Raw genomic sequence first — 18,287 nt, 5'->3', positions numbered from 1 at the left:
CCCGGTGCAACGCAGGTCACCCGGCAGGGTGGGGCAAATCGGGTCGACGAATGGCGTGAACCGACCAGGATGGACACCGTGCACCCGGTTCTGGAACTGATCAACGAGCGGCTGGCGTCGGGCAGCGTGCCGGGGGAGCGGAGTGACGACCGCCGCCTCGTGCTCGCGATCGAAGGGGGCAGCAGCCGCGGCACGTACTCGAGCGGCATGGTCCTGGCCCTGGACGAGATGGGCGCGACACCCGCGTTCGACGCCGTCTACGGCTCGTCTGCCGGCGCGCTGAACGCCGCGTGGCTGCTCTGCGGACGCTCGCAGACGGGCGTGCGCACCTGGTGGAACCCCACCGTGATGCGCCGGATCATCAACCCGCTCCAAGCGCTGCGGGGCAAGTCCGTGATCGACCTGGACTACCTCGTGCACCAGGTGTATTCGGTGCTGGAGCCCATGGACTTCCCGGCGATCCTCGCCAACCCCGTCACCTTCCACCCCCTGGCGACCGACGCGGACACCGGCGAGTCCACCGACCTGCACCCGTTCATCTCCGAGGTTGCCGACATCAAAACCGCCCTGGCGGCCTCGTCGTGCATGCCTGTCCTCGCCGGCCCGCCCATCGCGATGGGCGGGCATCGCTTTGTCGACGCGGGCGTGGCGGAGCCGCTGCCCTTTCGGACGGCCCTCGCTCAAGGCGCGACGGACGTGCTGGTCCTGCGCACGCGCCGCTCGGACGAGCTCCCGGCCCCACCGCCCCGGGTCCAGGACGTCGTCGTGCCCCGCTTCCTGCGCCGCCACGCCCCGGGCACGATCAACGCCTGGCGCGACCAATACGCCCACGACCTCGACGACGAACGCCTGCTACGCGAAGACCCCCGCCTGGCGAGCATCCGCCCACCCGCCGGCTCCCCGGCCGTCGGCGCCCTGGAACGCGACCCCTCCGTCCTGCGCCGTGCGGTGGAACTGGGGCGGGACGCGGTGTACAGCGCGTTGGAGCAGCTGAGGGAAGCTTCCTGAAGCTCAGCTCCGCCGCGCTCGCCGGCGAACGCGTTCGATGCGCTCCTCGGCGGCTTCGGGCGTGGTCATTCCCTTCCGCGCCCGGCGCGCGAGGCGGTACACGACGTCGTCGGCCAGTGGCGCGTCGCGGAACTTCCGCCAGCGCATGGTGAACCAGTGCGACTTCATGACGCCGAGTCGCTCGTCCGCCTGCTCGGCGGCTTCGAGATCGACGGGACCGGCTGCCGCGTGCGTCACCAAGCGGCCGTGGCGCCGGTCAGCGCGGTTGGGCGTGCGCTTGTTGCGGTGGATGTTCTTGCGTGAGCTCTTGTCGTTCTCGCCGTAGTTGTTGCGCCGGTCCTTCTCGTAGCTCAGGGCCTTCTTCTCCTGCGGGCTCTTGCGCACCACTGCGTCAGACCGCCACGACGTGGTTGGCCCTCGACTGGACCACCAGCCGCTGCGCGCCCAGCGAAACCGCGAGGTACAGCAGGATCGAGGCGCTCCCCAGGCCCTTGGCCGGGCTGTTCGCGTCGATCACGAAGTCCAGTCCGATGTGGACGGCGATGGCGACCACCCACAGGGCGACGGTGAGCCACGTGCCCTGGCGCCAGAGCTGGCTGTCGGCGCGCCAGAGGCGCACGGTGTAGGCGCGGACGAGGCCGAAGAGGGCCGCGACGACCAGGCTGCCGATGAGCAGCAGGACGGCGGGCGTGCCCGGGGTGGTGCCCTTGAAGAAGGACGCGAGGGAGACCACGCCGAGCACAGCGAGGATGAGCAGGACGGTCGGTTTGCGGTCTTCGCGAACGAGGCGTTTCTGCGTCTGTCGCCAACACAGCCACGCCAGCACGACGAGTCCGATGAGGATGTTGACGGTGTTGCTCACGGTGGTCCCCTCCAGGCAGAACTCCAGGTGAGCACCAGCTTGGCGGGCGGCGGGCCGGCAAGCGTCAAACCCAGGGTTGATCCCGGGTCGGTTTCACCCCACCGGGGGCGGCGAAAACGGTCAGAGCGACGGTTTCCGCGCCACCCCGCCGATCACGCGCGACTCCGAAGGCGCCTTCGCGAACACGGAGTTGCGGTCCGGGTGCCACGCCGGCGCGTAGACGAGGCCGGGTTCCAGCAGCGGCCACCCGCCGAAGAACCGGGAGAACTCCGCCATGGTCCGCAGGACGCCGGGGTTGGTCGTGGACTCGTAGTACTCCAGGAGGTCGGCCAGCGCCTGGCGTTCGTCGTCGTCCACGGGGTTCTCGTTGGTCATCTGCGAGAGCACCAGCAGCGAACCGGGCGCGACGCGTTCGCGGTAGAAGGACAGGATGCCGTCGGGGTCCTGGTCGTCCTTGATGAAGTGCAGCACCGCGTTCACGATCAGCGCGACGGGCCGGCGCACGTCGATCACGTCGGAGTCCATCACGCGGTCCCACAGCTCTTCCGGCTGCAGCAGGTCGGCGGCCACGGCTTCGTGGCGCTCCGGGTCGGCGGTCTGGTCGAGCAGGATCTGCGAATGCGCGAGCGCCACGGGCTCGTTGTCGATGTAGAGCACGTTCACGTCGTGCTCGCGGCGCTCGTTGTCGGCGACCTCGTGCACGTTGCCGGCCGTCGGCAGGCCTGAGCCGATGTCGATGAACTGCCGGATGCCGGCGCGCACGGACTGGCGCACGGCGCGGCCCAGGAACTGCCGGCTGGTCAGGCAGTAGTCGCCCATGAGCGGCAGCCGCGCGCGCACCTTCTCGGCGAACTCGCGGTCGATGGCGTAGTTCGTGTGACCGCCGATGAAGTAGTCGTAGATCCGCGCCGCGGACGGCCGGTCGATGCTGCCTTCGACAGCGCGCAGGGCTTCGTCTTTTTCGATCATCGCCGTCCTCACCGCCGGAGTTCGCGCCCATGCTAACCACGGCCGGCGGCGGGCGGATCAAGCCGTGGTCAGGGCCTCCCGATAGGCGTTCACGGATTCCGTCAACTGGTCCATCGAAGTGCGCAGCCGGACGATCGTGTCGAGGTCGAAGCCCAGCGCCCGGCCGATGTGCGGCGGGATCCGCTCGGCCTGTTCGCGCAACGCCTCGCCTTGGTCGGTGAGCGTGATCCGCACGGACCGCTCGTCGTCGGCCTGGCGTTCACGCGTGACGAGGCCGGCCTTCTCCAGGCGCTTCAACAGCGGCGACAACGTGCCCGAGTCGAGGTTCAGCGCGGCGCCGAGCTCCTTGACCTGCTGGGCGTCGTGCTCCCACAGCGCCAGCATCACGAGGTACTGCGGGTACGTGAGGTCGAGCGGTTCGAGCAGCGTCCGGTAGAGCGACGTGACGGCACGCGACGCGGAGTAGAGCCCGAAGCAGAGCTGGTCGTCGAGCAGGAGCGAGCCGGTTTCGCCGGGATCCTGGCTGGTCATGGGTACCTCCTCTGCAAGGTGTAACTCTCGATGATCCCCGAGATGTGCCCGTCCGGGCAACTCAAGTGCCTTAGATCTCATTGTCCTCCGTTTAGTTGTGCACAACTGAGTTGCGTAATAACTTCTGAAGAGTCAGCAACGGACACCGCCTGGAGGAGACCCGAGATGACCACCCCGAACCCGCAGAACCTCGCCCTCGAACCCGCCGCGCAGGCGTTCTCCGAGGCCACGGCCGCGCACCCGTTCCTGTTCGAGCTCCCGCCGGCCGAAGGCCGCAAGGCCGTGGACGGCGTGCAGGACGGCCCCGTCGAGATGCCGCCCGCCGACATCGAGGTCGTCCAGGTGCCGGGTGGCCCGAACGGCGACGTCGAGGTCCGCATCGTCAAGCCCCAGGGCGTGACCGGTCCGCTGCCGATCCTCGTGTACGTCCACGGCGCCGGCTGGGTCTTCGGCGGCTTCCACACCCACGAGCGCCTGGTCCGCGAGCTCGCCGCCGGCACCGGCGCGGCCGTGGTCTTCCCCGAGTACAGCCTTTCGCCCGAGGCGCGCTACCCCGTCGCGATCGAGGAGAACTACGCGGTCGCGAAGTGGGCCGTCGAGCACGGTGCCGAGAAGGGGCTCGACACCTCGCGCGTCGCCATCGCCGGCGACTCCGTGGGCGGGAACATGACCGCCGCGCTCACGATCATGGCCAAGCAGCGCGGCGACGTGCGCTTCCTGCAGCAGGTGCTCTTCTACCCGGTCACCGACGCCAGCTTCGACACCGAGTCCTACCGCCTGTTCGCCACGGGCTACTTCTTGCAGCGCGACGCCATGAAGTGGTTCTGGGACCAGTACACGACCGACGAGGCCCAGCGCGCCGAGATCACCGCGTCGCCGCTGCGCGCGTCGCTCGAAGAGCTCGCCGACCTGCCGCCGGCGCTCGTGATCACCGGCGAGGCCGATGTGCTTCGAGACGAGGGCGAGGCGTACGCGGCGAAGCTGCGCCAGGCGGGCGTCGCCGTGACGGCCGCGCGCTACGGCGGCGCCATCCACGACTTCGTGATGGTCAACGCGCTGCGCGAGACCGGGGCCGCCGATGCCGCGATCAAGCAGGCGATCAGCGTCCTGCGTACCGCCTTCGGGGCCTGAAACCGCAGCTGAGACGCCCGGCGGGCTACCCTCTTGATCTTGTGACGGCGCTCACCTGATCACAACGGGGGTGGCCCGCCGAACGTTTCTTGTACAGGGGTTTGTACAGCGGGTTCGATCTTCCGGACACGCGCCGGAGGAGGGGGTCCCGTGCACCTGAGCAGCATCCGGCTGGACTCGCCGGTCGAAGTGATCGTGATCGGCGTGCTGGCCGTGCTCGCGGTCGTGGCCGTCCCGTGGTTCTGGGACCGCTGGCGCAAGCGCAAGCAGCTCGGGCGCAGCGCCACCGTGCTCACGGCCGTGGTGCTGGTCGTGGTGAGCGTTTCGCTCGTGGGCAACCTGATCGGCGGCTTCTTCCCGACGCTCGGCTCGTTGCTCGGCACGGGCGTGTACGCGGCCGAAAGCGTCGACGCTGAGGCCGGCGACAACGGCGCGGACCTCGACAGGATGCGCGACCTCGGCGTGGTCCACGCGCGCGAGGGCAAGGGGACCGTGCTGCACATGAAGGTCACGGGCCGGCGTACCGGGCTGGTGCGCGACGTCGCCGTGTACCTGCCGCCGCAGTACTTCCAGCAGGCGTACCACTCGCTGAAGTTCCCGGCGATCGAGTGGATCCCGAACTACCCGTCGGGCCCCGAGGTCGCCACGAGCGGCTACCACCTGCCCGAACAGCTCGACGCGGCGATCGCCAAGCACGTGCTGCCGCCCACCGTCGTCGTGATCCCGGACCCGACGGGCGTCCCGAAGGTCGGCCACGACACCGAATGCGTCGACGAGGTCGGCGGCACCCCGAACGACACCTATCTCGCCGCCGATGTCCGCGAGTGGGCGATCCAACGGCTCGGTCTCAATCCGGCGCGCGGCGCGTGGACCATCGCGGGCTGGTCCTCGGGCGGCTACTGCGCCATGAACCTCGTGACGCGCCACCCGCAGTGGTTCGCGCAGGCGGTCAGTGTCAGCGGCTACGACCGGGCCCAGGTGGACTCCGAAACCGAAGACCTCTTCCACGGCCGCCACGACATCGACGACGCCAACAACGTCCGCGTGAACGTGCGGCTGCATCCGTCCCCTGTGGACATTCTCGCGATCTCGGGGGACAAGGAGAACTACGAGAGCTTCGCCATCGACCAGATCCGCGCCGCCGCGCAGGCCCCGATTCGCTTCTCCTCGTGGCGCATCCCGGATGCGGGCCACAACATGAACACGTTCAAGTCACAGCTCCCGGATGTCCTGGCGTGGATCGGCGCGCGCATCCCCGCGCCGTCCGCGGCCGGGCGGCAGGTCGACGTCAGCGGCGGTGTGCGGCCGTGGCCGCTGCCGAAGTCGGGGGCGCGCGGCGCGTTGTCCGCGATGGACGAGTGACGGTCACATTCCCAGCAGTGGCAAGAGGTTCTTCACGACGGACGTGATCTGCGCCGACGCGGTGGCGTAGCCGACCGACTGCGGCTGTTCGGTGAGGACGGTGACGAGGTAGCGGTCGTTCTTGCCGACGGTGCCCGAGGTGTGGAGCATGCGGGTCGGGCGGCAGCAGGACCAGCCTTGCTTCACGGCGAAGTTGCCGGCGCCCAGGGCGTCGGGAATGCCGAAGTACTGGCGGAAACCGTCGGCGCCGAACTCGGTGGCGCCGTGCAGGGCGGCGAGGATGATCGTGCGTTCGTCGGCGGGGGCCTTGGTGAACAGGTAGCGGTAGATCTTCGTGATGTCGCCGGCCGTGATCTCCGTGTCGCCCCAGCGGCCCGGGCTGGCGGGCGGGTGCGTTCCGGTGAGGCCCATGCGCTGGATTGCGCTTTCGACGATGTTCGTCTCCCCGTTGGCAACCCACAGCGCGCTGGCGGTGTCGTCGTCGCTGCGGGACAGCATTTCCTTGACGACACCGGCCTGGGTGCCGTTCTCCAGAGCGGACACCGCGATCATCAGCTTCACCAGCGACGCCGACGTGTAAGTACGGTCCGCGTTCACCGAAAGCAGGGTGGTCCCCGCCGTGCGGTCGTAGACCACGACGCTCACGTGCCCGCGCGGGACGAGCGCCTCCAATGCTTGGGCGGTCGTCGCGCCGGACTTGGCGCCACCGGACGACGGAGTGGTTTTGCCGGACGGCGTGGGCGACGGGGAAGACGGGGTATCCGGAGCCACGGAATCGGTCGAGCTCTCCGTGCCGGCTGCCGCGACCGGTGTCGGTCCCAGCGCGGTGACGATGTGGCGCTGCGGCTCCGCCACCACGAGCACCAGCGCGACGAGTGCCCCCAGGCACAGCCCCACGAGGAAGAGGATGTTCACTTTGCGCATGACCGGACTTGTCCGGTCACCCGTTCGGTGTTGCCGAATCGGGGGCCTTTTGTGGCATTGATCTCGAACAAGGCCGAATTCGGTGACGCTCCGGGGGCCTGCGGGCAAGCACCGGCGTTTCACTCCGGGTGAAGACGGGGTACTCCCTCCGCGTGAGTCAGCTCACCACGGGAAGGACTGAAGTCATGGTTCATGCGCACGGAGCCCGGATCCGGGTGGAGGGTCTGCAGCCCGCGCAGGTCCTGGCCGCCCTGGTGGGCATCGCGTTCCTCGTCTACGGCGTCATCGGCTTCGCGCGGACCGGCGTCGGGGCCTTCACCGGGCACCACGACGCGGGCTTCTGGCGGTTCTCCGGCAACCCGATGAACAACCTCGTGCACGTCGTGACCGGCGTGATCGGCGTGCTGCTCGCGTTCGGTTCCGGTCGCGCGCGGACGTTCGGCTGGCTGCTCTTCGTCGGCTACGGCGTGCTGTTCGTGTGGGGCCTGATGATCACCGGGATGGTCGCGGCCAACCCGTTCGCCGTCGCCGGCAACCCGCTGGACCTCACGACGCCGGACAACTGGCTGCACCTCGGCATCGCCGTGCTGGGTCTGGTGATCGCGATGGCGCCGGCGCGGCGCAAGGTGCGGCTGCCGGAAGAGGACGTGGAGCCGATCACGGCGGATCGGGCTCAGACGAGCGTGATCGAGCGGGTCGAGGACGACGACCACACGCCGACACGGGAGACGACGCGCGAGACCCAGACCCGGGAGATCCCGGCCCGGGACAAGCGCGGCCCAGGTCTGGCGCACTAGCCTCCCGGCGCGCCAACGTTTCAGGCCGAAGGCCCGGCAACCCCCGCGGTTGCCGGGCCTTCGGTGTTCGGGAACTGCCCCTCCTTCCGCCGCCCGTGGCCGGTTGTCCAAGCGACGCGCTGTCGGGGCGCGGCGCCGGGTCTGGGGTCAGTAGCTGTACGGGTCGCTCGGCGCGGCCGCCGGGGCGCTGGTGGCCGGGGCACTCGTGGTCGGCTTGGCGGGCGCGGTTCCGGTGCTCGTCGTGGTGCCGGACTTGCAGCCGTTGGGCTCGATCACGAACCAGGTGCCCTTCACGCCCATGCCGTTGGCCTGGCCGGGCGCGGTGTCCTTCGAGTACCGGTACAGCGGCCAGCCGCCGAGCGTGGCCTGCGTGGTGCCGTCGGCGCGCTTGACGCTGCCGAGCAGCTTGGCGTCGATGCCGTCGAGCGCGACGTCGCCGGTGGTCAGCACCGGCGGCCACAGCTTGGCGCAGTCACCGTTGCAAGTGGACTTCGAGGGTTTCTTGCTGTCCTTGGTGAACAGGTAGAGCGTGCGGCCGTCCTGGTCGACCACGGCCGCGCCGACGCCGTCGACCTCGCCGGCGCTGAGCTTCACACCGTCCGAAGTGGACTTGCCGGCTTTGCCGCCGGTCGGCGTGGCCGCGAACCAGGTGCCGTTCACGCCCTGGCCGGTGGCGTCGCCGGGCGTGGTGTCCTTGGCGTAGGTGTAGAGCGGCCAGCCGTTCACGGTCACCTGCTCGGTGCCGTCGGCGCGGGTCACGCTGCCGACGAGGCTCTTGTCGACGCCGTCGAGCTGCACGTCGCCCTTCGACAGCAGCGGCGGCCACGCCTTGGCGCAGTCGTCCACGCACGCGGACTTCGGCGGTTTGGCGGTGTCCTTGTCGAAGCGGTAGAGGGTGTGGCCGTCGGCGTCGGTGAGGACTTTGCCCAGCCCACCGACGTCGGTGGCCGCGAGTTTGACGGCCGTCTCGGTCACGGCCGCGGCGTTGCCGACCTGACCGCCCCCGGTCCCGCCGCCGGGCGCCGGCGCGGGTGGAGCGGTCGTGCCCGAGCAGGCGCTCAGCAGCGTGAGCCCTGCGGCCGCCGAGACGACGATGACGCCCGTGCGGAACCTGCGAAGCATGGAACTTCTCCTTGGGTACGTGGTCGCCGCGCCAGGCGCAGCTGCCGGTACCCCCCGCGTTCCGCGAGGAACGCTTCCCACCCTCCTACACGGGAGGTCGCGCGAAGCGGTTCAGCAGAAGTCGCAACTACTTTCCGTCACCTTCGAGGGCGAGGTCGACCAGTCGCCCGGCCGCGCCCGTGTACTGCGCGGGATCGAGGAGGTCGTCGAGCTTCGCGGGGTCGAGGACGTCGGTGAGCTCGGGAACCTCGGCGAGAACCTCCCGCAGCGGCCGGTTCTCGCCGACCGCCCGCTTCGACGCTTCGCCGAGCACGTCCTTCGCCCGCGCCTTGCCGAGCAACGGCGCCAGCGCGGCCGACAGCCGTTCCGACACGATCAGCCCGTGCGTGAGGCCGACGTCCGCCCGCATCCGCTCCGCGTCCACGGTCAAGCCGCGCGCCAGCTCGACGGCTGTGTTCGCGGCCCCGCCCGTGAGGCGCAGACACTCGCGCAGCAGCTGCCACTCGGCCTGCCACACGCCGGCGGACCGCTCGTCCTCGGCCAGCCCGGACTGCGTCACGCCCGCCGCGAGCACCGGTACCTGCAGCGCGGCCGAACGGATCAGGGCCGACAACACGGGGTTGCGCTTGTGCGGCATCGCCGACGAGCCGCCGCCAGTGGGCTCGGCGACCTCACTGATCTCGGTGCGCGTGAGCACCTGGACGTCGACGGCGAACTTGCCCAGCGCCGTGGCGGTTTGGGCGAGCGCGGCCACGAGATCGGCGACGGGCGTGCGGTTCGCGTGCCAGGGCAACGTCGTGGTGGCCAGGCCGGTCTCCTCGGCGAAGGTCTCGACGAGCCGTTCCGCGTAGTCCGCGGTGCCGTCGCCGTACTCGACGTACGCGGCCAGCGTCCCCGCCGCGCCGCCCAGTGACACGGGCAGCTCGAGGCGGCGCACCCGCTCGGCCGCGTCGAGCACGTACTGCCGCCAGCCCGCGGCCTTGAGCCCGAATGTCGTCGGCACGGCGTGGGCCGTGAGCGTCCGGCCGGGCATCACGGTGTCGCGGTGCGCCCGAGCCAGGTCCGCGAGGGCCGCGGCGGTGGTCGCCAGGTCGTCGCGCAGCAGCTCCAGCGCATCCTTCGCGACGATCATCAAGGCTGTGTCGACGATGTCCTGGCTCGTCGACCCGCGGTGCACGTAGTCGGCGTGCTCGGCACCGACCGCCGCCGTGAGCTCCTTGACCAACGCGACAACGGGGTTCGCCGTCGCCCGCGCCGCCTTCGCCAACGCCGGCACGTCGATCTCCCGCGCCACCTCGGCGGCCTTCGCGGTGATCGCCTCCGCCGCCCCGGCCGGCACGGTTCCCAGCCGCGCCTGGGCCCTCGCCAGCGCCGCCTCGGCCGCCAGCATCGCCCTCACGACGGCGTTGTCCCCGGTCACGGCTTCGACCGGTGTTCCGGCCCGCACAGGCGACAACAACCCGGAATCAGGATCGACGCTCATGGCGCCCAGCATCGCACGCAGGTCCCGCCGCCACCGTGCTCCTGTGCGGAGCCTCGCATCGGGTCAGTGGCCCACCGTCCCGTCGAGGGATTCGCGCAGCAGGTCGGCGTGGCCGTTGTGCCGTGCGTACTCCGCGATCTGGTTCACCAGCAACCAGCGCAGCGTGAACGGCTCACCGGTCACCAGCGACGTCCCCTGGTCCTCCAGCGACGAAGCCGCCGCGACGATCTCCCGCGAGCGGGCGCACTCCTCGCGCCACAACGCCATGGCTTCGGTGACGTCGCCGTCGAGGGAGTCGAAGTCCTGGTTGGGGTCGTCGTCGGAGTAGTGGAGCAGGGGCACGTCCTCGCCGGAGAACTGTTGCCGGAACCACCACCGCTCGACGCCCGCGAGGTGCCGCAGAATCCCGTGCAGGGAAAGGCCCGACGGGGACACGGCCTTGGTCGACAGGGCCTCCTGGCCGAGGCCCGCGCACTTCAGCGCGAACGTCTCGCGGTGCCACTCGAGGAACGCGACCAGCGTGTTGCGCTCACTCGCGAGCCGGGGTATCGCCTCTCGCGTGCCTTCGGCCGTGGGCGAGAAGTGCTGGGGAATCTCCATCCGCCCACGGTCTCACCCGGCACCGACAATTCCGGCTCACCGGGCAACGAGCCGCGAAACCGCCGTGGCCAGGGCCGTTCGCTGCGAATCCGGCCACAGCGCGGCATTCCCGGCCTGCGCGATGTTGCCGTACGTCAACGCCAGGATCAGGTCGAGCAGAGTGGCGGCCGGCAACGCCGCCGACACCGTCCCCGAAGCCTGCGCCGCCGCGATGCCCGCCACCTTGTCGGCCATCGCGCGCTCGACGGGAGCCAGCGACGGCAGCAGATCCGGCCGTTCGAGGGCCTGCCACAGGTTGAGCCGCACCATCCGCGGATTGGCGCGGTAGAAGTCGAACACCTGGCACGCGTACCCCGGCAGGTCCGCGGCGTCGAACGTCACCGCGGCTTGCGCCTGCAGCACCTTCTCCGTCAGCACGGCCTCGAACAGCCCGTCCTTGCTGCCGAAGTACGCGTAGATCATGCGCTGGTTCGCGCGGGCTCGTTCGGCGATGCGGCCGACGCGCCCGCCCGCGAGCCCGGCCTCGGAGAACTCCTCGATGGCCGCGTCGAGGATGCGGCGGCGGGTGGCGGCGGCGTCGCGGGCCGGAGCCTCAGTCATGGGCGTCCACCGAGCGGCTCAGCTCCTCCCACCGGTCCAGCTCGGCGAGTTTCCGCTGCTCCGCGGGCCGGATGAAGTCCACGGCCTCGCCCGAGAGCGGCAGCCACAACGGCGGGTCGGTCAGCTCGAACACGCTCAGGATCATCGCCGCCGCCCGCGCCGGGTCGACGCCCGGGGCCCGCCCGGTGGCGTGGGCCGTGCGCATCGGCGCCAGCACGGAGGCGTACGCGGCGCTCGGCTCGGGCGCGTCCATCGACGAGTACAGCGACGTCGCCATCGACCCCGCCTCCACCACCGTCACGCGGACGCCGAACCCGGCCGTCTCCAGGGCCAGCGCCTCGGAGAACCCCTCCAGCGCGAACTTCGCCGTGACGTACGGCCCGAGCCCCGCCGCCGGCGCCAGCCGCCCGCTCACCGACGAGATCTGCACGACGTGCCCCGCGCCCTGCGCGCGGAACACCGGAAGGGCGGCACGGCTGACGTGGATCGCACCCCAGAGGTTCGTCTCGACCTGATCGCGGAAGTCGGCGAGCGGGGTGTCCTCGAGGCTGGAGACATTGGCGTACCCGGCGTTGTTGACCACGCCGTCCAGCCGGCCGAACTCGTCCACCGCGACCTGCACCGCGCTCGCGGCGGCCTCGGGATCCCGCACGTCGAGGGCCACCGCGCGGGCGGATTCGGGGTACGCGGAGACGAGGTCCGCGACTGCGTCGGCTCGGCGTGCTGTGGCCACGACTTGGTGGCCGGCATTGAGGGCGGTGACCGCGAGTGCCCGGCCGAGGCCGCGGGAGGTTCCGGTGATGAGCAGGGTGCGTGGCATGGTTGTCCTTTGAATAAGTAACTAGATACTTACTAACGTAGCGGAGGTTCCTCCGGATTGCCAGGGATGGGTCTGTCCTCGCAGGGCGTGTTGCGTTGGGAGTGCACCCCGAAGCTGGATTGTGTTGACGGCCGGTGACGCGTTGTCAAGGCGGGAAAGCGTGCCTTGACAACGCGTCGCCGGCCGCAAGGAGGCTTCGGATCGGGGTGCGGGGAGGGGGCTGGCTACATGCGCCCCGCGGTGAGTTAGGGCCCGTTGCGTTGGCGGGGTGGTAGTCCGTCGCGTTGGTGGGTGGTAGTCCGTTGCGCCGGTGGGCGGTCGTCCGTCGCGTTGGTGGGGTGGCGGGCCGTCACCGTGGGAAGTGCGGCCGGGGGCGACAGCTCAACGCAAGCTGTCGTGCTCGGCCTGGGGTCAGCTCTGAACGGTCGCCCGGAGTACCTTCCGAAGGATCTTGCCGGCGGCCGACTTCGGGATGGCGTCCACGAATTCCACCTGCCGCACCTTCTTGTACGGGGCCACCCGTTCGGCCACGAACGCCTGCACCGCGGCCGCGTCCAGCTCTGGTGACCGGCGTACGACGAAGGCCTTGGGTACCTCGCCGGCCTCGTCGTCGGGGACGCCGATCACGGCGGCGTCGGCGATGCCCGGGTGTGTCAGCAGCAGGGCCTCCAGTTCGGCGGGCGGGACCTGGAAACCCTTGTACTTGATCAGTTCCTTGAGCCGGTCGACGACGTGGAACACACCACCGTCGTCGACGGTCACGATGTCGCCGGTGTGCAGGTAGCCGTCGCTGTCGATGGTCGCGGCGGTGGCCGCGGGATTGTTGAGGTAGCCGCGCATGACGTTCGGGCCGCGTACCCACAGCTCGCCGCGTGAAGCGTCTTCGCCGGTCACGGGGTCGACCACGCGGGCCTCGACGCTCGGCATCAGCAGCCCGATCGACCCGCGGTCGACGTCGGGCCGGTCGGCCGGGATGCCGTGGGTGCAGGGGCTGGTCTCGGTGAGGCCGTAGCCCTGCAGGACCGTGACGTTCAGCCGCGCGGCCAGCTCCTGGGCGATGCCGGCGTCGAGCGGCGCGGCGGCGCTCATCACCACGTCGACGCAGCCGAGGTCGTAGTCGGTGACGAACGGGACCTTCGCCAGCGCCAGCGCGATCGGCGGCGCGATGAACAGGTGGTCCACGCGGTGCTCGGCCACGGCGGCGAGGAAGCCCTTGAGGTCGAACCTCGGCATGGTCACCACGGTCGCGCGGTTGAGCAGGCTGATGTTCATGATCCCGTTCATGCCGTAGATGTGGAACAGCGGCAGCACGGCGATCGCGCGCTTGCCCGGGCGCAGCTCGGTCAGCGGCTGCATCTGGCTGAGGTTCGCGGCGACGTTCCGGTGCGTCAGCAGCACGCCCTTCGGCAGCCCGGTGGTGCCCGAGGAGTACGGCAGCACGGCGAGGTCGTCGGCGGTCGGCTCGGGAGGCACGGAGGCGGAACTGGTCAGCAGGTCGTCGAGCGACGGCACGCCGTCGGCCGCGTCGAGCACCACGAGCTCTTCGACGCGTACGCCTTCTTCTTTCACGGCGGCGCGCGCGGTGCCGAGCCCGGCGGACGTGGTGAACAGGATCCGCGCGCCCGCGTCGCGCAGCTGGTGCGCCAGCTCGGCGGGGGTGTTGAGCGGGTTGGCGGGCGACACCGCGGCGCCCGAGCGCAGCACGCCGTGGAACACCACGGGGTACTCGGAGCAGTTCGGCGCGGCGAGCACGGCGACGTCGCCCCGGCCGATGCCGCGTTCGGCCAGCGCGGCGGCGAGGCGTTCGACGCCCGTGGCGAGTTCGCCGTAGGTCAGCCGCTTGCCTGAGCCGGCGTCGATGACCGCGGGGTACGCGGCTTCCTCGGGCGTGAGTGAACCCAGCAGCAGACCGGGCAGGGATCCTTCGGGGATGACGACGTCGGGGTAGGTGCTGCGAATGACCATCGCTCCTCCTGGGCAGGCCGCGGGTTCAGCGCCCGGGCTTGGGTTCCTTGGGCAGCCCGAGCAGCAGGTCGCCGACGATGCCGCGCTGGATCTGTGAAGAGCCGGCGTAGATCGTCCCGGCGCGGGAGTTGAGGTAGACGCTGGTCCACGACGCGGTCGAGTTCGGCGCGCCGGGATCGTCGGTGTGGTACCAGTTCGGCGACGGCCGCCCCGACGGCGTCAGCGCGTCGAGACCCAGCACGTCGAGCGCGAGCTCCGTGACCACCCGATGGTACTCGCTCCACAACAGCTTGAAGGCCGCCGCGCGCGGCCCGGGCTCCTCGCCGTCGATCAACTGCGCGGCCGTGCGGAGGCCGTGGCAACGCAGCTGTTCCGCCTGCACGTGGCACCACGCGACGCGGCGGCGGATGTCCGGATCGGTGTCCAGCCCTCGCTCGCGGACCAGGTCGACCAGCCGGTCGAGCTCGGCGCGGAAGCGGATCGGGGCGTGCAGGGCGGTTTCGCCGCGCTCGAAGCCGAGCAGGGTCATCGCGACGGTCCAGCCGCGGTCGACGTCGCCCACCACGAGGTCGCGGTCGGTGGTGGCGTCGGTGAAAAAGACCTCGTTGAAGTCGGTGCCGCCGGTGATGTTGCGAATCGGCCGGATTTCCACCCCGGGCTGGTCGAGGGGGACCAGCAACATGCTGATCCCCTTGTGCGGCGCCGCTTCCCGGTTGGTGCGGGCGAGCACGAACATCCAGTTGGCCACGTGCGCGCCCGAGGACCACAGCTTCTGGCCGTTGAGCCGCCAGCGGTCGCCGTCGGGCTCGGCGCGCAGGGCGAGCGACGCGAGGTCGGACCCGGCGCCGGGCTCGGAGAAGCCCTGGGCGAACACGTATTCGCCGGAGACGATGCGCGGCAGGAACCGCTGGAGCAGTTCGGGTTTCGCCCAGTGGAGCATGGTGTTGCCGAGCATGCCGATGCCGAACGCGTCGTTGTCGGAGCCGAACGGGATCCCGGCGGTGGACAGTTCTTCCACCAGCACCACGAGTTCGGCCGGGCTGAGGCCGGCACCGCCGTATTCGACCGGCCACGCGGGCGCGACCCAGCCGCGTTCGGCCAGCGCCGCGCGGGCCCGGGTGCGGAACTCGGCGTAGGCGTCGCCTTCGAGGCCGCCGATGCCACGCCAGCCGGGCGGCGCGAGGGCGGCGACGAACTCGCGGACCTGCTCGCGGAAACTTCCCACGCGGCCTCCTGCCTGGGTGACAACTCTGTCCTGACCTCAACAGTTGCGTAGATAGACCCGATAGTCAATGCTTCGATGCGGGCCTGGTTCTTCGAGGAGGCGTGATGGGTTACGCGACGACGGACGAACAGCGCGAGCTCGCCGCGTCGGTGCGGCGGATGCTCGCCGACGCCGCGCGCACGGCGCCGCTGCCGCCCGCGTGGGAAGCCGTGGGCGCGGGTCTCGACGGGGCCCTGTGGAAGACGTTCGCCGACGCCGGTCTGCTCGGGTTGGGCGTGCCCGAGGAGCCCGGCGGGTCCGGTGGTGGTTTACGTGAACTGTGTGTCGTGGCCGAGGAAGTCGGGGCCGCGTTGCCACGGATCCCGTTCGCCGCGGCGGTTTCCGCGGTGGCCGTCCTGAGTTCTGTGCACAGTGTGGACAACATTGTGGATGGTTCGGTCTTGGCGGTGTCGGCGTGGGAGACGTTCCCCGTGTTTCCCGGGCACCGTTCGCCGTTGCGGCTGAGCGGGTCCACTGTGGACGGCGTGCTGCGCGTGGTGCCGTTCGGCCTCGACGCGGACGTGCTCGTGGCGGCCGTCGAGGGCCGGTTCGTGCGGATCGACCTGACGTCGGCCGGGGTGCGGCGGGAGTCGGTGGGGGCTTTCGACGTGATCGAGCCGGCCGCGGCGGTTTCGCTGTCTTCGGTGCCGGCCCTCGAGCTGCCCGGGGCCGATGTGTCGGCGCGGGTGCTCACGGTGCTCGCGGCGGAGCTGGTCGGCACGGGGCGGCGGGCGCTCGACGGAGCGGTGGAGTACGCGAAGCAACGGCAGCAGTTCGGGCGGCCGATCGGGTCGTTCCAGGCGCTCAAGCACCTGCTCGCCGACCGGTTCGTGCAGCTCGACGCCGCGCGGCTGCTGGTCGAGTGGGCTGCCTCCACCGTGGATTCCGGCGTCGACGGCCTGGCCGCGGCGCGCACGGCCGTGGCCGCCGCGAGCGACGCCGCCGACGCCGCGACCCGTGACGCCCTGCAGGCCCACGGTGGGATCGGCTTCACCTGGGAGCACCCGTCGCACGTGCACCTCAAGCACGCCCGCGCGCGGCGCCAGCTGCTGGGCTCCACGGCGCGCCAGCTCGACGCGGTGGCGGAGCACGTGTTCGCCTGAAACCTGGGTGCCTCCTTGATCCGGTTCGGGTAGGTTTCCGACCCGGAAAGAGGGGGAAAAATTCATGCGGGTTGTCGTGATCGGTGCTGCGTTGCTCGTGGCGTTGGCGGCATGCAGTTCCGGGCCGCAGGCGAGTGCGCCGGCGGGGCCTGAGGCGCTGGGACCCGACGGCTTGCGCGGCCTCGCGCCGGGCGTCGCCAAGGCGGCCACGGGCACCACGCTCGCGGCCGAGCCGATGTCGGGCTTCGACGGCTGCAAGGCGTACACGTTCGCGGGCGGGCCGGCGCCCGAGCCGGGCGCACTCGAGGCCGAGCAGCAGGCCGTGGCCAAGGCCGACGACCTGAACCGGAAGGCCCGGGACGCCGACGCGCACGTGCTGGATCCGGGGCTGCGCGGTTCGGCGGCCGACTACGCGAAGTCGGCCGCTCAGTCGGCCGCGGCCGCCAAGCTGAGCGCGCAAGCGGCGGCGGCCACCGTCGTCGTCACCGAGCTGCGCGAGGAACGCGCGGCCGAGCTCGCGGCGGGTGGCGGGGCGGTGTTCGCCGGGGACAAGGTGCGCTCGGTGGTGGCTCCGCCGCAGGTCAAGACGCCGGAGGGAGCCGGGGCGGGCACGCCGCTGGCCGATCTGCACCGGCTCTACGACGCCAAGGGACTCAAGCCGACGCCCGAAGGTCACTTCGCGGTGGCCGTGCCGGGTCACCCGACGTGGACGTACGACTTCACCGCCGTCGGTACGAAGGTCACGTACGTCGCGTTGCTGGACGCCTCCGTGAAGTGCCGCTGACGGTCAGTTCTCCGGGTACGAGGGGACACTCGCGACCGGCTGTCGTCGACCGGGTGGCACCGCGCGTGGTCTGATCGGCTTCAGGAGTCCTTGCTGAAGGAGAGCGCGTGACGAGGTTTGAGTTTCCCGGGTCTCAGGGCACGTCGCTCGCGGCGCGGCTGGAGCTGCCGGAGGGCAAGCCCAGGGCGTACGCGCTCTTCGCGCACTGCTTCACGTGCAACAAGGACGTGCTCGCGGCGACGCGGGTCGCGCGGGGGCTCACGGCGTTCGGCGTGGCCGTGCTGCGGTTCGACTTCACCGGGCTCGGCGGGTCGGAGGGCGAGTTCGCCAACACGGACTTCAGCTCGAACGTCGGCGACCTGGTCGCGGCCGCGAACCACCTGCGCGACGAGTACGAGGCGCCGCAGCTGCTGGTCGGGCACTCGCTGGGCGGGGCGGCCGTCCTGGCGGCGCGGCACGCGGTGCCGGAGGTGCGGGCCGTGGCGACGATCGCCGCCCCCGCGGATCCGCAGCACGTGGCGAAGCTGCTGGGCGACTGCCGTGACGAGATCGAGCGCCACGGCGAGGCCGAGGTGGTGCTGGCGGGGCGGCCGTTCCGCATCCGCAGGCAGTTCCTGGAGGACATCGCCGCGCAGCCGCAGGCCGAGCGGATCCGCGGGCTCAAGGCGGCGCTGCTCGTGATGCATTCTCCGGTCGACGCCGAGGTGGGTGTGGAGAACGCCCGCCTCATCTTCGACACCGCCCGCCACCCGAAGTCGTTCGTCGCGCTCGACGGGGCCGACCACCTGCTCACCGGCCGCGCGGACGCCGCGTTCGCCGCGGACATCCTCGCCACCTGGGCCAAGCGCTACCTGGTCTGACCCACGCCCCCAATGAGGTTTTCTCAGTAGGGCGAGGTGGGGGTGCGTGTTGCCGTGAGGTGAGGCGTGGGGCCGCTGGTAGGACTGGATTTGCGAAGATCG

Annotated in this window: 19 protein-coding genes; 7 read left to right on the top strand and 12 right to left on the bottom strand. The window is 70.8% G+C overall.

Going from position 1 to position 18,287, the window contains the following annotated elements:
• Window positions 1–69 precede the first annotated feature (69 nt).
• Window positions 70–1,008 (top strand): patatin family protein, encoded by a 939-nt coding sequence (locus tag ACFY1H_RS47625; RefSeq protein WP_366577491.1) that lies wholly within the window; start codon window positions 70–72, stop codon window positions 1,006–1,008.
• A gap of 3 nt (window positions 1,009–1,011) precedes the next feature.
• Here ACFY1H_RS47625 and ACFY1H_RS47620 read toward each other — a convergent pair whose 3' ends face one another.
• The 4 genes from ACFY1H_RS47620 to ACFY1H_RS47605 form a co-directional block, all read right to left on the bottom strand.
• Window positions 1,012–1,395, bottom strand: a complete 384-nt coding sequence (locus tag ACFY1H_RS47620; protein WP_386956552.1) for a hypothetical protein — start codon at window positions 1,393–1,395, stop codon at window positions 1,012–1,014.
• 4 nt (window positions 1,396–1,399) lie between these two features.
• Window positions 1,400–1,870 (bottom strand): hypothetical protein, encoded by a 471-nt coding sequence (locus ACFY1H_RS47615; protein WP_386956551.1) that lies wholly within the window; start codon window positions 1,868–1,870, stop codon window positions 1,400–1,402.
• 120 nt (window positions 1,871–1,990) lie between these two features.
• Complete coding sequence (locus ACFY1H_RS47610; protein ID WP_366577497.1) at window positions 1,991–2,839, bottom strand: SAM-dependent methyltransferase; 849 nt, start codon at window positions 2,837–2,839, stop codon at window positions 1,991–1,993.
• Between the two features lie 57 nt (window positions 2,840–2,896).
• Window positions 2,897–3,370 (bottom strand): MarR family transcriptional regulator, encoded by a 474-nt coding sequence (locus ACFY1H_RS47605; protein WP_366577498.1) that lies wholly within the window; start codon window positions 3,368–3,370, stop codon window positions 2,897–2,899.
• 165 nt (window positions 3,371–3,535) lie between these two features.
• Here ACFY1H_RS47605 and ACFY1H_RS47600 point away from each other — a divergent pair, with 165 nt between their 5' ends.
• Together ACFY1H_RS47600 and ACFY1H_RS47595 are read left to right on the top strand one after the other, a co-directional pair.
• Complete coding sequence (locus ACFY1H_RS47600; protein WP_386956550.1) at window positions 3,536–4,501, top strand: alpha/beta hydrolase; 966 nt, start codon at window positions 3,536–3,538, stop codon at window positions 4,499–4,501.
• 150 nt (window positions 4,502–4,651) lie between these two features.
• Complete coding sequence (locus ACFY1H_RS47595) at window positions 4,652–5,863, top strand: alpha/beta hydrolase-fold protein (protein WP_366577502.1); 1,212 nt, start codon at window positions 4,652–4,654, stop codon at window positions 5,861–5,863.
• Between the two features lie 3 nt (window positions 5,864–5,866).
• Here ACFY1H_RS47595 and ACFY1H_RS47590 read toward each other — a convergent pair whose 3' ends face one another.
• Complete coding sequence (locus ACFY1H_RS47590; RefSeq protein WP_386956549.1) at window positions 5,867–6,787, bottom strand: hypothetical protein; 921 nt, start codon at window positions 6,785–6,787, stop codon at window positions 5,867–5,869.
• Window positions 6,788–6,972: 185 nt separating this feature from the next.
• Between ACFY1H_RS47590 and ACFY1H_RS47585 the strand changes: the two genes are divergently transcribed.
• The gene (locus ACFY1H_RS47585) at window positions 6,973–7,584 is read left to right on the top strand and encodes a DUF4383 domain-containing protein (RefSeq protein WP_366577508.1); all 612 of its coding nucleotides are present in this window, start codon (window positions 6,973–6,975) and stop codon (window positions 7,582–7,584) included.
• A gap of 147 nt (window positions 7,585–7,731) precedes the next feature.
• Here the strand turns inward: ACFY1H_RS47585 and ACFY1H_RS47580 are convergent, their stop codons facing one another.
• The 7 genes from ACFY1H_RS47580 to ACFY1H_RS47550 all read right to left on the bottom strand — a co-directional run bounded on the left by ACFY1H_RS47580 (window position 7,732) and on the right by ACFY1H_RS47550 (window position 15,399).
• Window positions 7,732–8,706 (bottom strand): SCO0930 family lipoprotein, encoded by a 975-nt coding sequence (locus ACFY1H_RS47580; protein ID WP_366577510.1) that lies wholly within the window; start codon window positions 8,704–8,706, stop codon window positions 7,732–7,734.
• A gap of 127 nt (window positions 8,707–8,833) precedes the next feature.
• Window positions 8,834–10,189, bottom strand: a complete 1,356-nt coding sequence (gene pcaB, locus ACFY1H_RS47575; RefSeq protein ID WP_386956548.1) for a 3-carboxy-cis,cis-muconate cycloisomerase — start codon at window positions 10,187–10,189, stop codon at window positions 8,834–8,836.
• A gap of 63 nt (window positions 10,190–10,252) precedes the next feature.
• A complete protein-coding gene (locus ACFY1H_RS47570) occupies window positions 10,253–10,789 on the bottom strand; it encodes a DinB family protein (RefSeq protein ID WP_386956547.1) in 537 nt (178 codons plus the stop codon).
• A gap of 36 nt (window positions 10,790–10,825) precedes the next feature.
• Window positions 10,826–11,389: a TetR family transcriptional regulator gene (locus tag ACFY1H_RS47565; RefSeq protein ID WP_386956546.1), complete on the bottom strand. Its 564-nt coding sequence runs from the start codon at window positions 11,387–11,389 to the stop codon at window positions 10,826–10,828.
• Window positions 11,382–12,209 (bottom strand): SDR family NAD(P)-dependent oxidoreductase, encoded by an 828-nt coding sequence (locus ACFY1H_RS47560; RefSeq protein WP_386956545.1) that lies wholly within the window; start codon window positions 12,207–12,209, stop codon window positions 11,382–11,384. The genes ACFY1H_RS47565 and ACFY1H_RS47560 overlap by 8 nt, the downstream gene beginning before the upstream one ends.
• Before the next feature lie 411 nt (window positions 12,210–12,620).
• Window positions 12,621–14,174, bottom strand: a complete 1,554-nt coding sequence (locus tag ACFY1H_RS47555; RefSeq protein ID WP_386956544.1) for an AMP-binding protein — start codon at window positions 14,172–14,174, stop codon at window positions 12,621–12,623.
• Between the two features lie 25 nt (window positions 14,175–14,199).
• Window positions 14,200–15,399 carry an acyl-CoA dehydrogenase family protein gene (locus ACFY1H_RS47550; RefSeq protein WP_386956543.1) on the bottom strand — a complete coding sequence of 400 codons (1,200 nt, stop codon included), beginning with the start codon at window positions 15,397–15,399 and terminating at the stop codon, window positions 14,200–14,202.
• A 104-nt stretch (window positions 15,400–15,503) separates the two neighbouring features.
• Here ACFY1H_RS47550 and ACFY1H_RS47545 point away from each other — a divergent pair, with 104 nt between their 5' ends.
• The 3 genes from ACFY1H_RS47545 (at window position 15,504) to ACFY1H_RS47535 (ending at window position 18,185) form a co-directional block, all read left to right on the top strand.
• The gene (locus ACFY1H_RS47545; protein WP_386956542.1) at window positions 15,504–16,541 is read left to right on the top strand and encodes an acyl-CoA dehydrogenase family protein; all 1,038 of its coding nucleotides are present in this window, start codon (window positions 15,504–15,506) and stop codon (window positions 16,539–16,541) included.
• 64 nt (window positions 16,542–16,605) lie between these two features.
• A complete protein-coding gene (locus ACFY1H_RS47540; RefSeq protein ID WP_366577526.1) occupies window positions 16,606–17,325 on the top strand; it encodes a hypothetical protein in 720 nt (239 codons plus the stop codon).
• Window positions 17,326–17,432: 107 nt separating this feature from the next.
• Window positions 17,433–18,185 (top strand): alpha/beta hydrolase, encoded by a 753-nt coding sequence (locus ACFY1H_RS47535; protein WP_366577527.1) that lies wholly within the window; start codon window positions 17,433–17,435, stop codon window positions 18,183–18,185.
• The last annotated feature ends 102 nt before the right edge of the window (window positions 18,186–18,287 follow it).

This window comes from Amycolatopsis sp. NPDC001319 (assembly GCF_042896185.1).
Taxonomy (GTDB): Bacteria; Actinomycetota; Actinomycetes; order Mycobacteriales; family Pseudonocardiaceae; genus Amycolatopsis.
Note: the sequence above shows the minus strand (reverse complement) of the source record. Positions and strands in the feature narration are given on the sequence as shown.

Coding starts and splice junctions, on each gene's coding strand:
- ACFY1H_RS47605 (WP_366577498.1), bottom strand. CDS start 3,370: ATGACCAGCCAGGATCCCGGCGAAACCGGCTCGCTCCTGCTCGACGAC.
- ACFY1H_RS47590 (WP_386956549.1), bottom strand. CDS start 6,787: ATGCGCAAAGTGAACATCCTCTTCCTCGTGGGGCTGTGCCTGGGGGCA.
- ACFY1H_RS47610 (WP_366577497.1), bottom strand. CDS start 2,839: ATGATCGAAAAAGACGAAGCCCTGCGCGCTGTCGAAGGCAGCATCGAC.
- ACFY1H_RS47570 (WP_386956547.1), bottom strand. CDS start 10,789: ATGGAGATTCCCCAGCACTTCTCGCCCACGGCCGAAGGCACGCGAGAG.
- ACFY1H_RS47560 (WP_386956545.1), bottom strand. CDS start 12,209: ATGCCACGCACCCTGCTCATCACCGGAACCTCCCGCGGCCTCGGCCGG.
- ACFY1H_RS47565 (WP_386956546.1), bottom strand. CDS start 11,389: ATGACTGAGGCTCCGGCCCGCGACGCCGCCGCCACCCGCCGCCGCATC.
- ACFY1H_RS47545 (WP_386956542.1), top strand. CDS start 15,504: ATGGGTTACGCGACGACGGACGAACAGCGCGAGCTCGCCGCGTCGGTG.
- pcaB (WP_386956548.1), bottom strand. CDS start 10,189: ATGAGCGTCGATCCTGATTCCGGGTTGTTGTCGCCTGTGCGGGCCGGA.
- ACFY1H_RS47540 (WP_366577526.1), top strand. CDS start 16,606: ATGCGGGTTGTCGTGATCGGTGCTGCGTTGCTCGTGGCGTTGGCGGCA.
- ACFY1H_RS47580 (WP_366577510.1), bottom strand. CDS start 8,706: ATGCTTCGCAGGTTCCGCACGGGCGTCATCGTCGTCTCGGCGGCCGCA.
- ACFY1H_RS47625 (WP_366577491.1), top strand. CDS start 70: ATGGACACCGTGCACCCGGTTCTGGAACTGATCAACGAGCGGCTGGCG.
- ACFY1H_RS47585 (WP_366577508.1), top strand. CDS start 6,973: ATGGTTCATGCGCACGGAGCCCGGATCCGGGTGGAGGGTCTGCAGCCC.
- ACFY1H_RS47600 (WP_386956550.1), top strand. CDS start 3,536: ATGACCACCCCGAACCCGCAGAACCTCGCCCTCGAACCCGCCGCGCAG.
- ACFY1H_RS47555 (WP_386956544.1), bottom strand. CDS start 14,174: ATGGTCATTCGCAGCACCTACCCCGACGTCGTCATCCCCGAAGGATCC.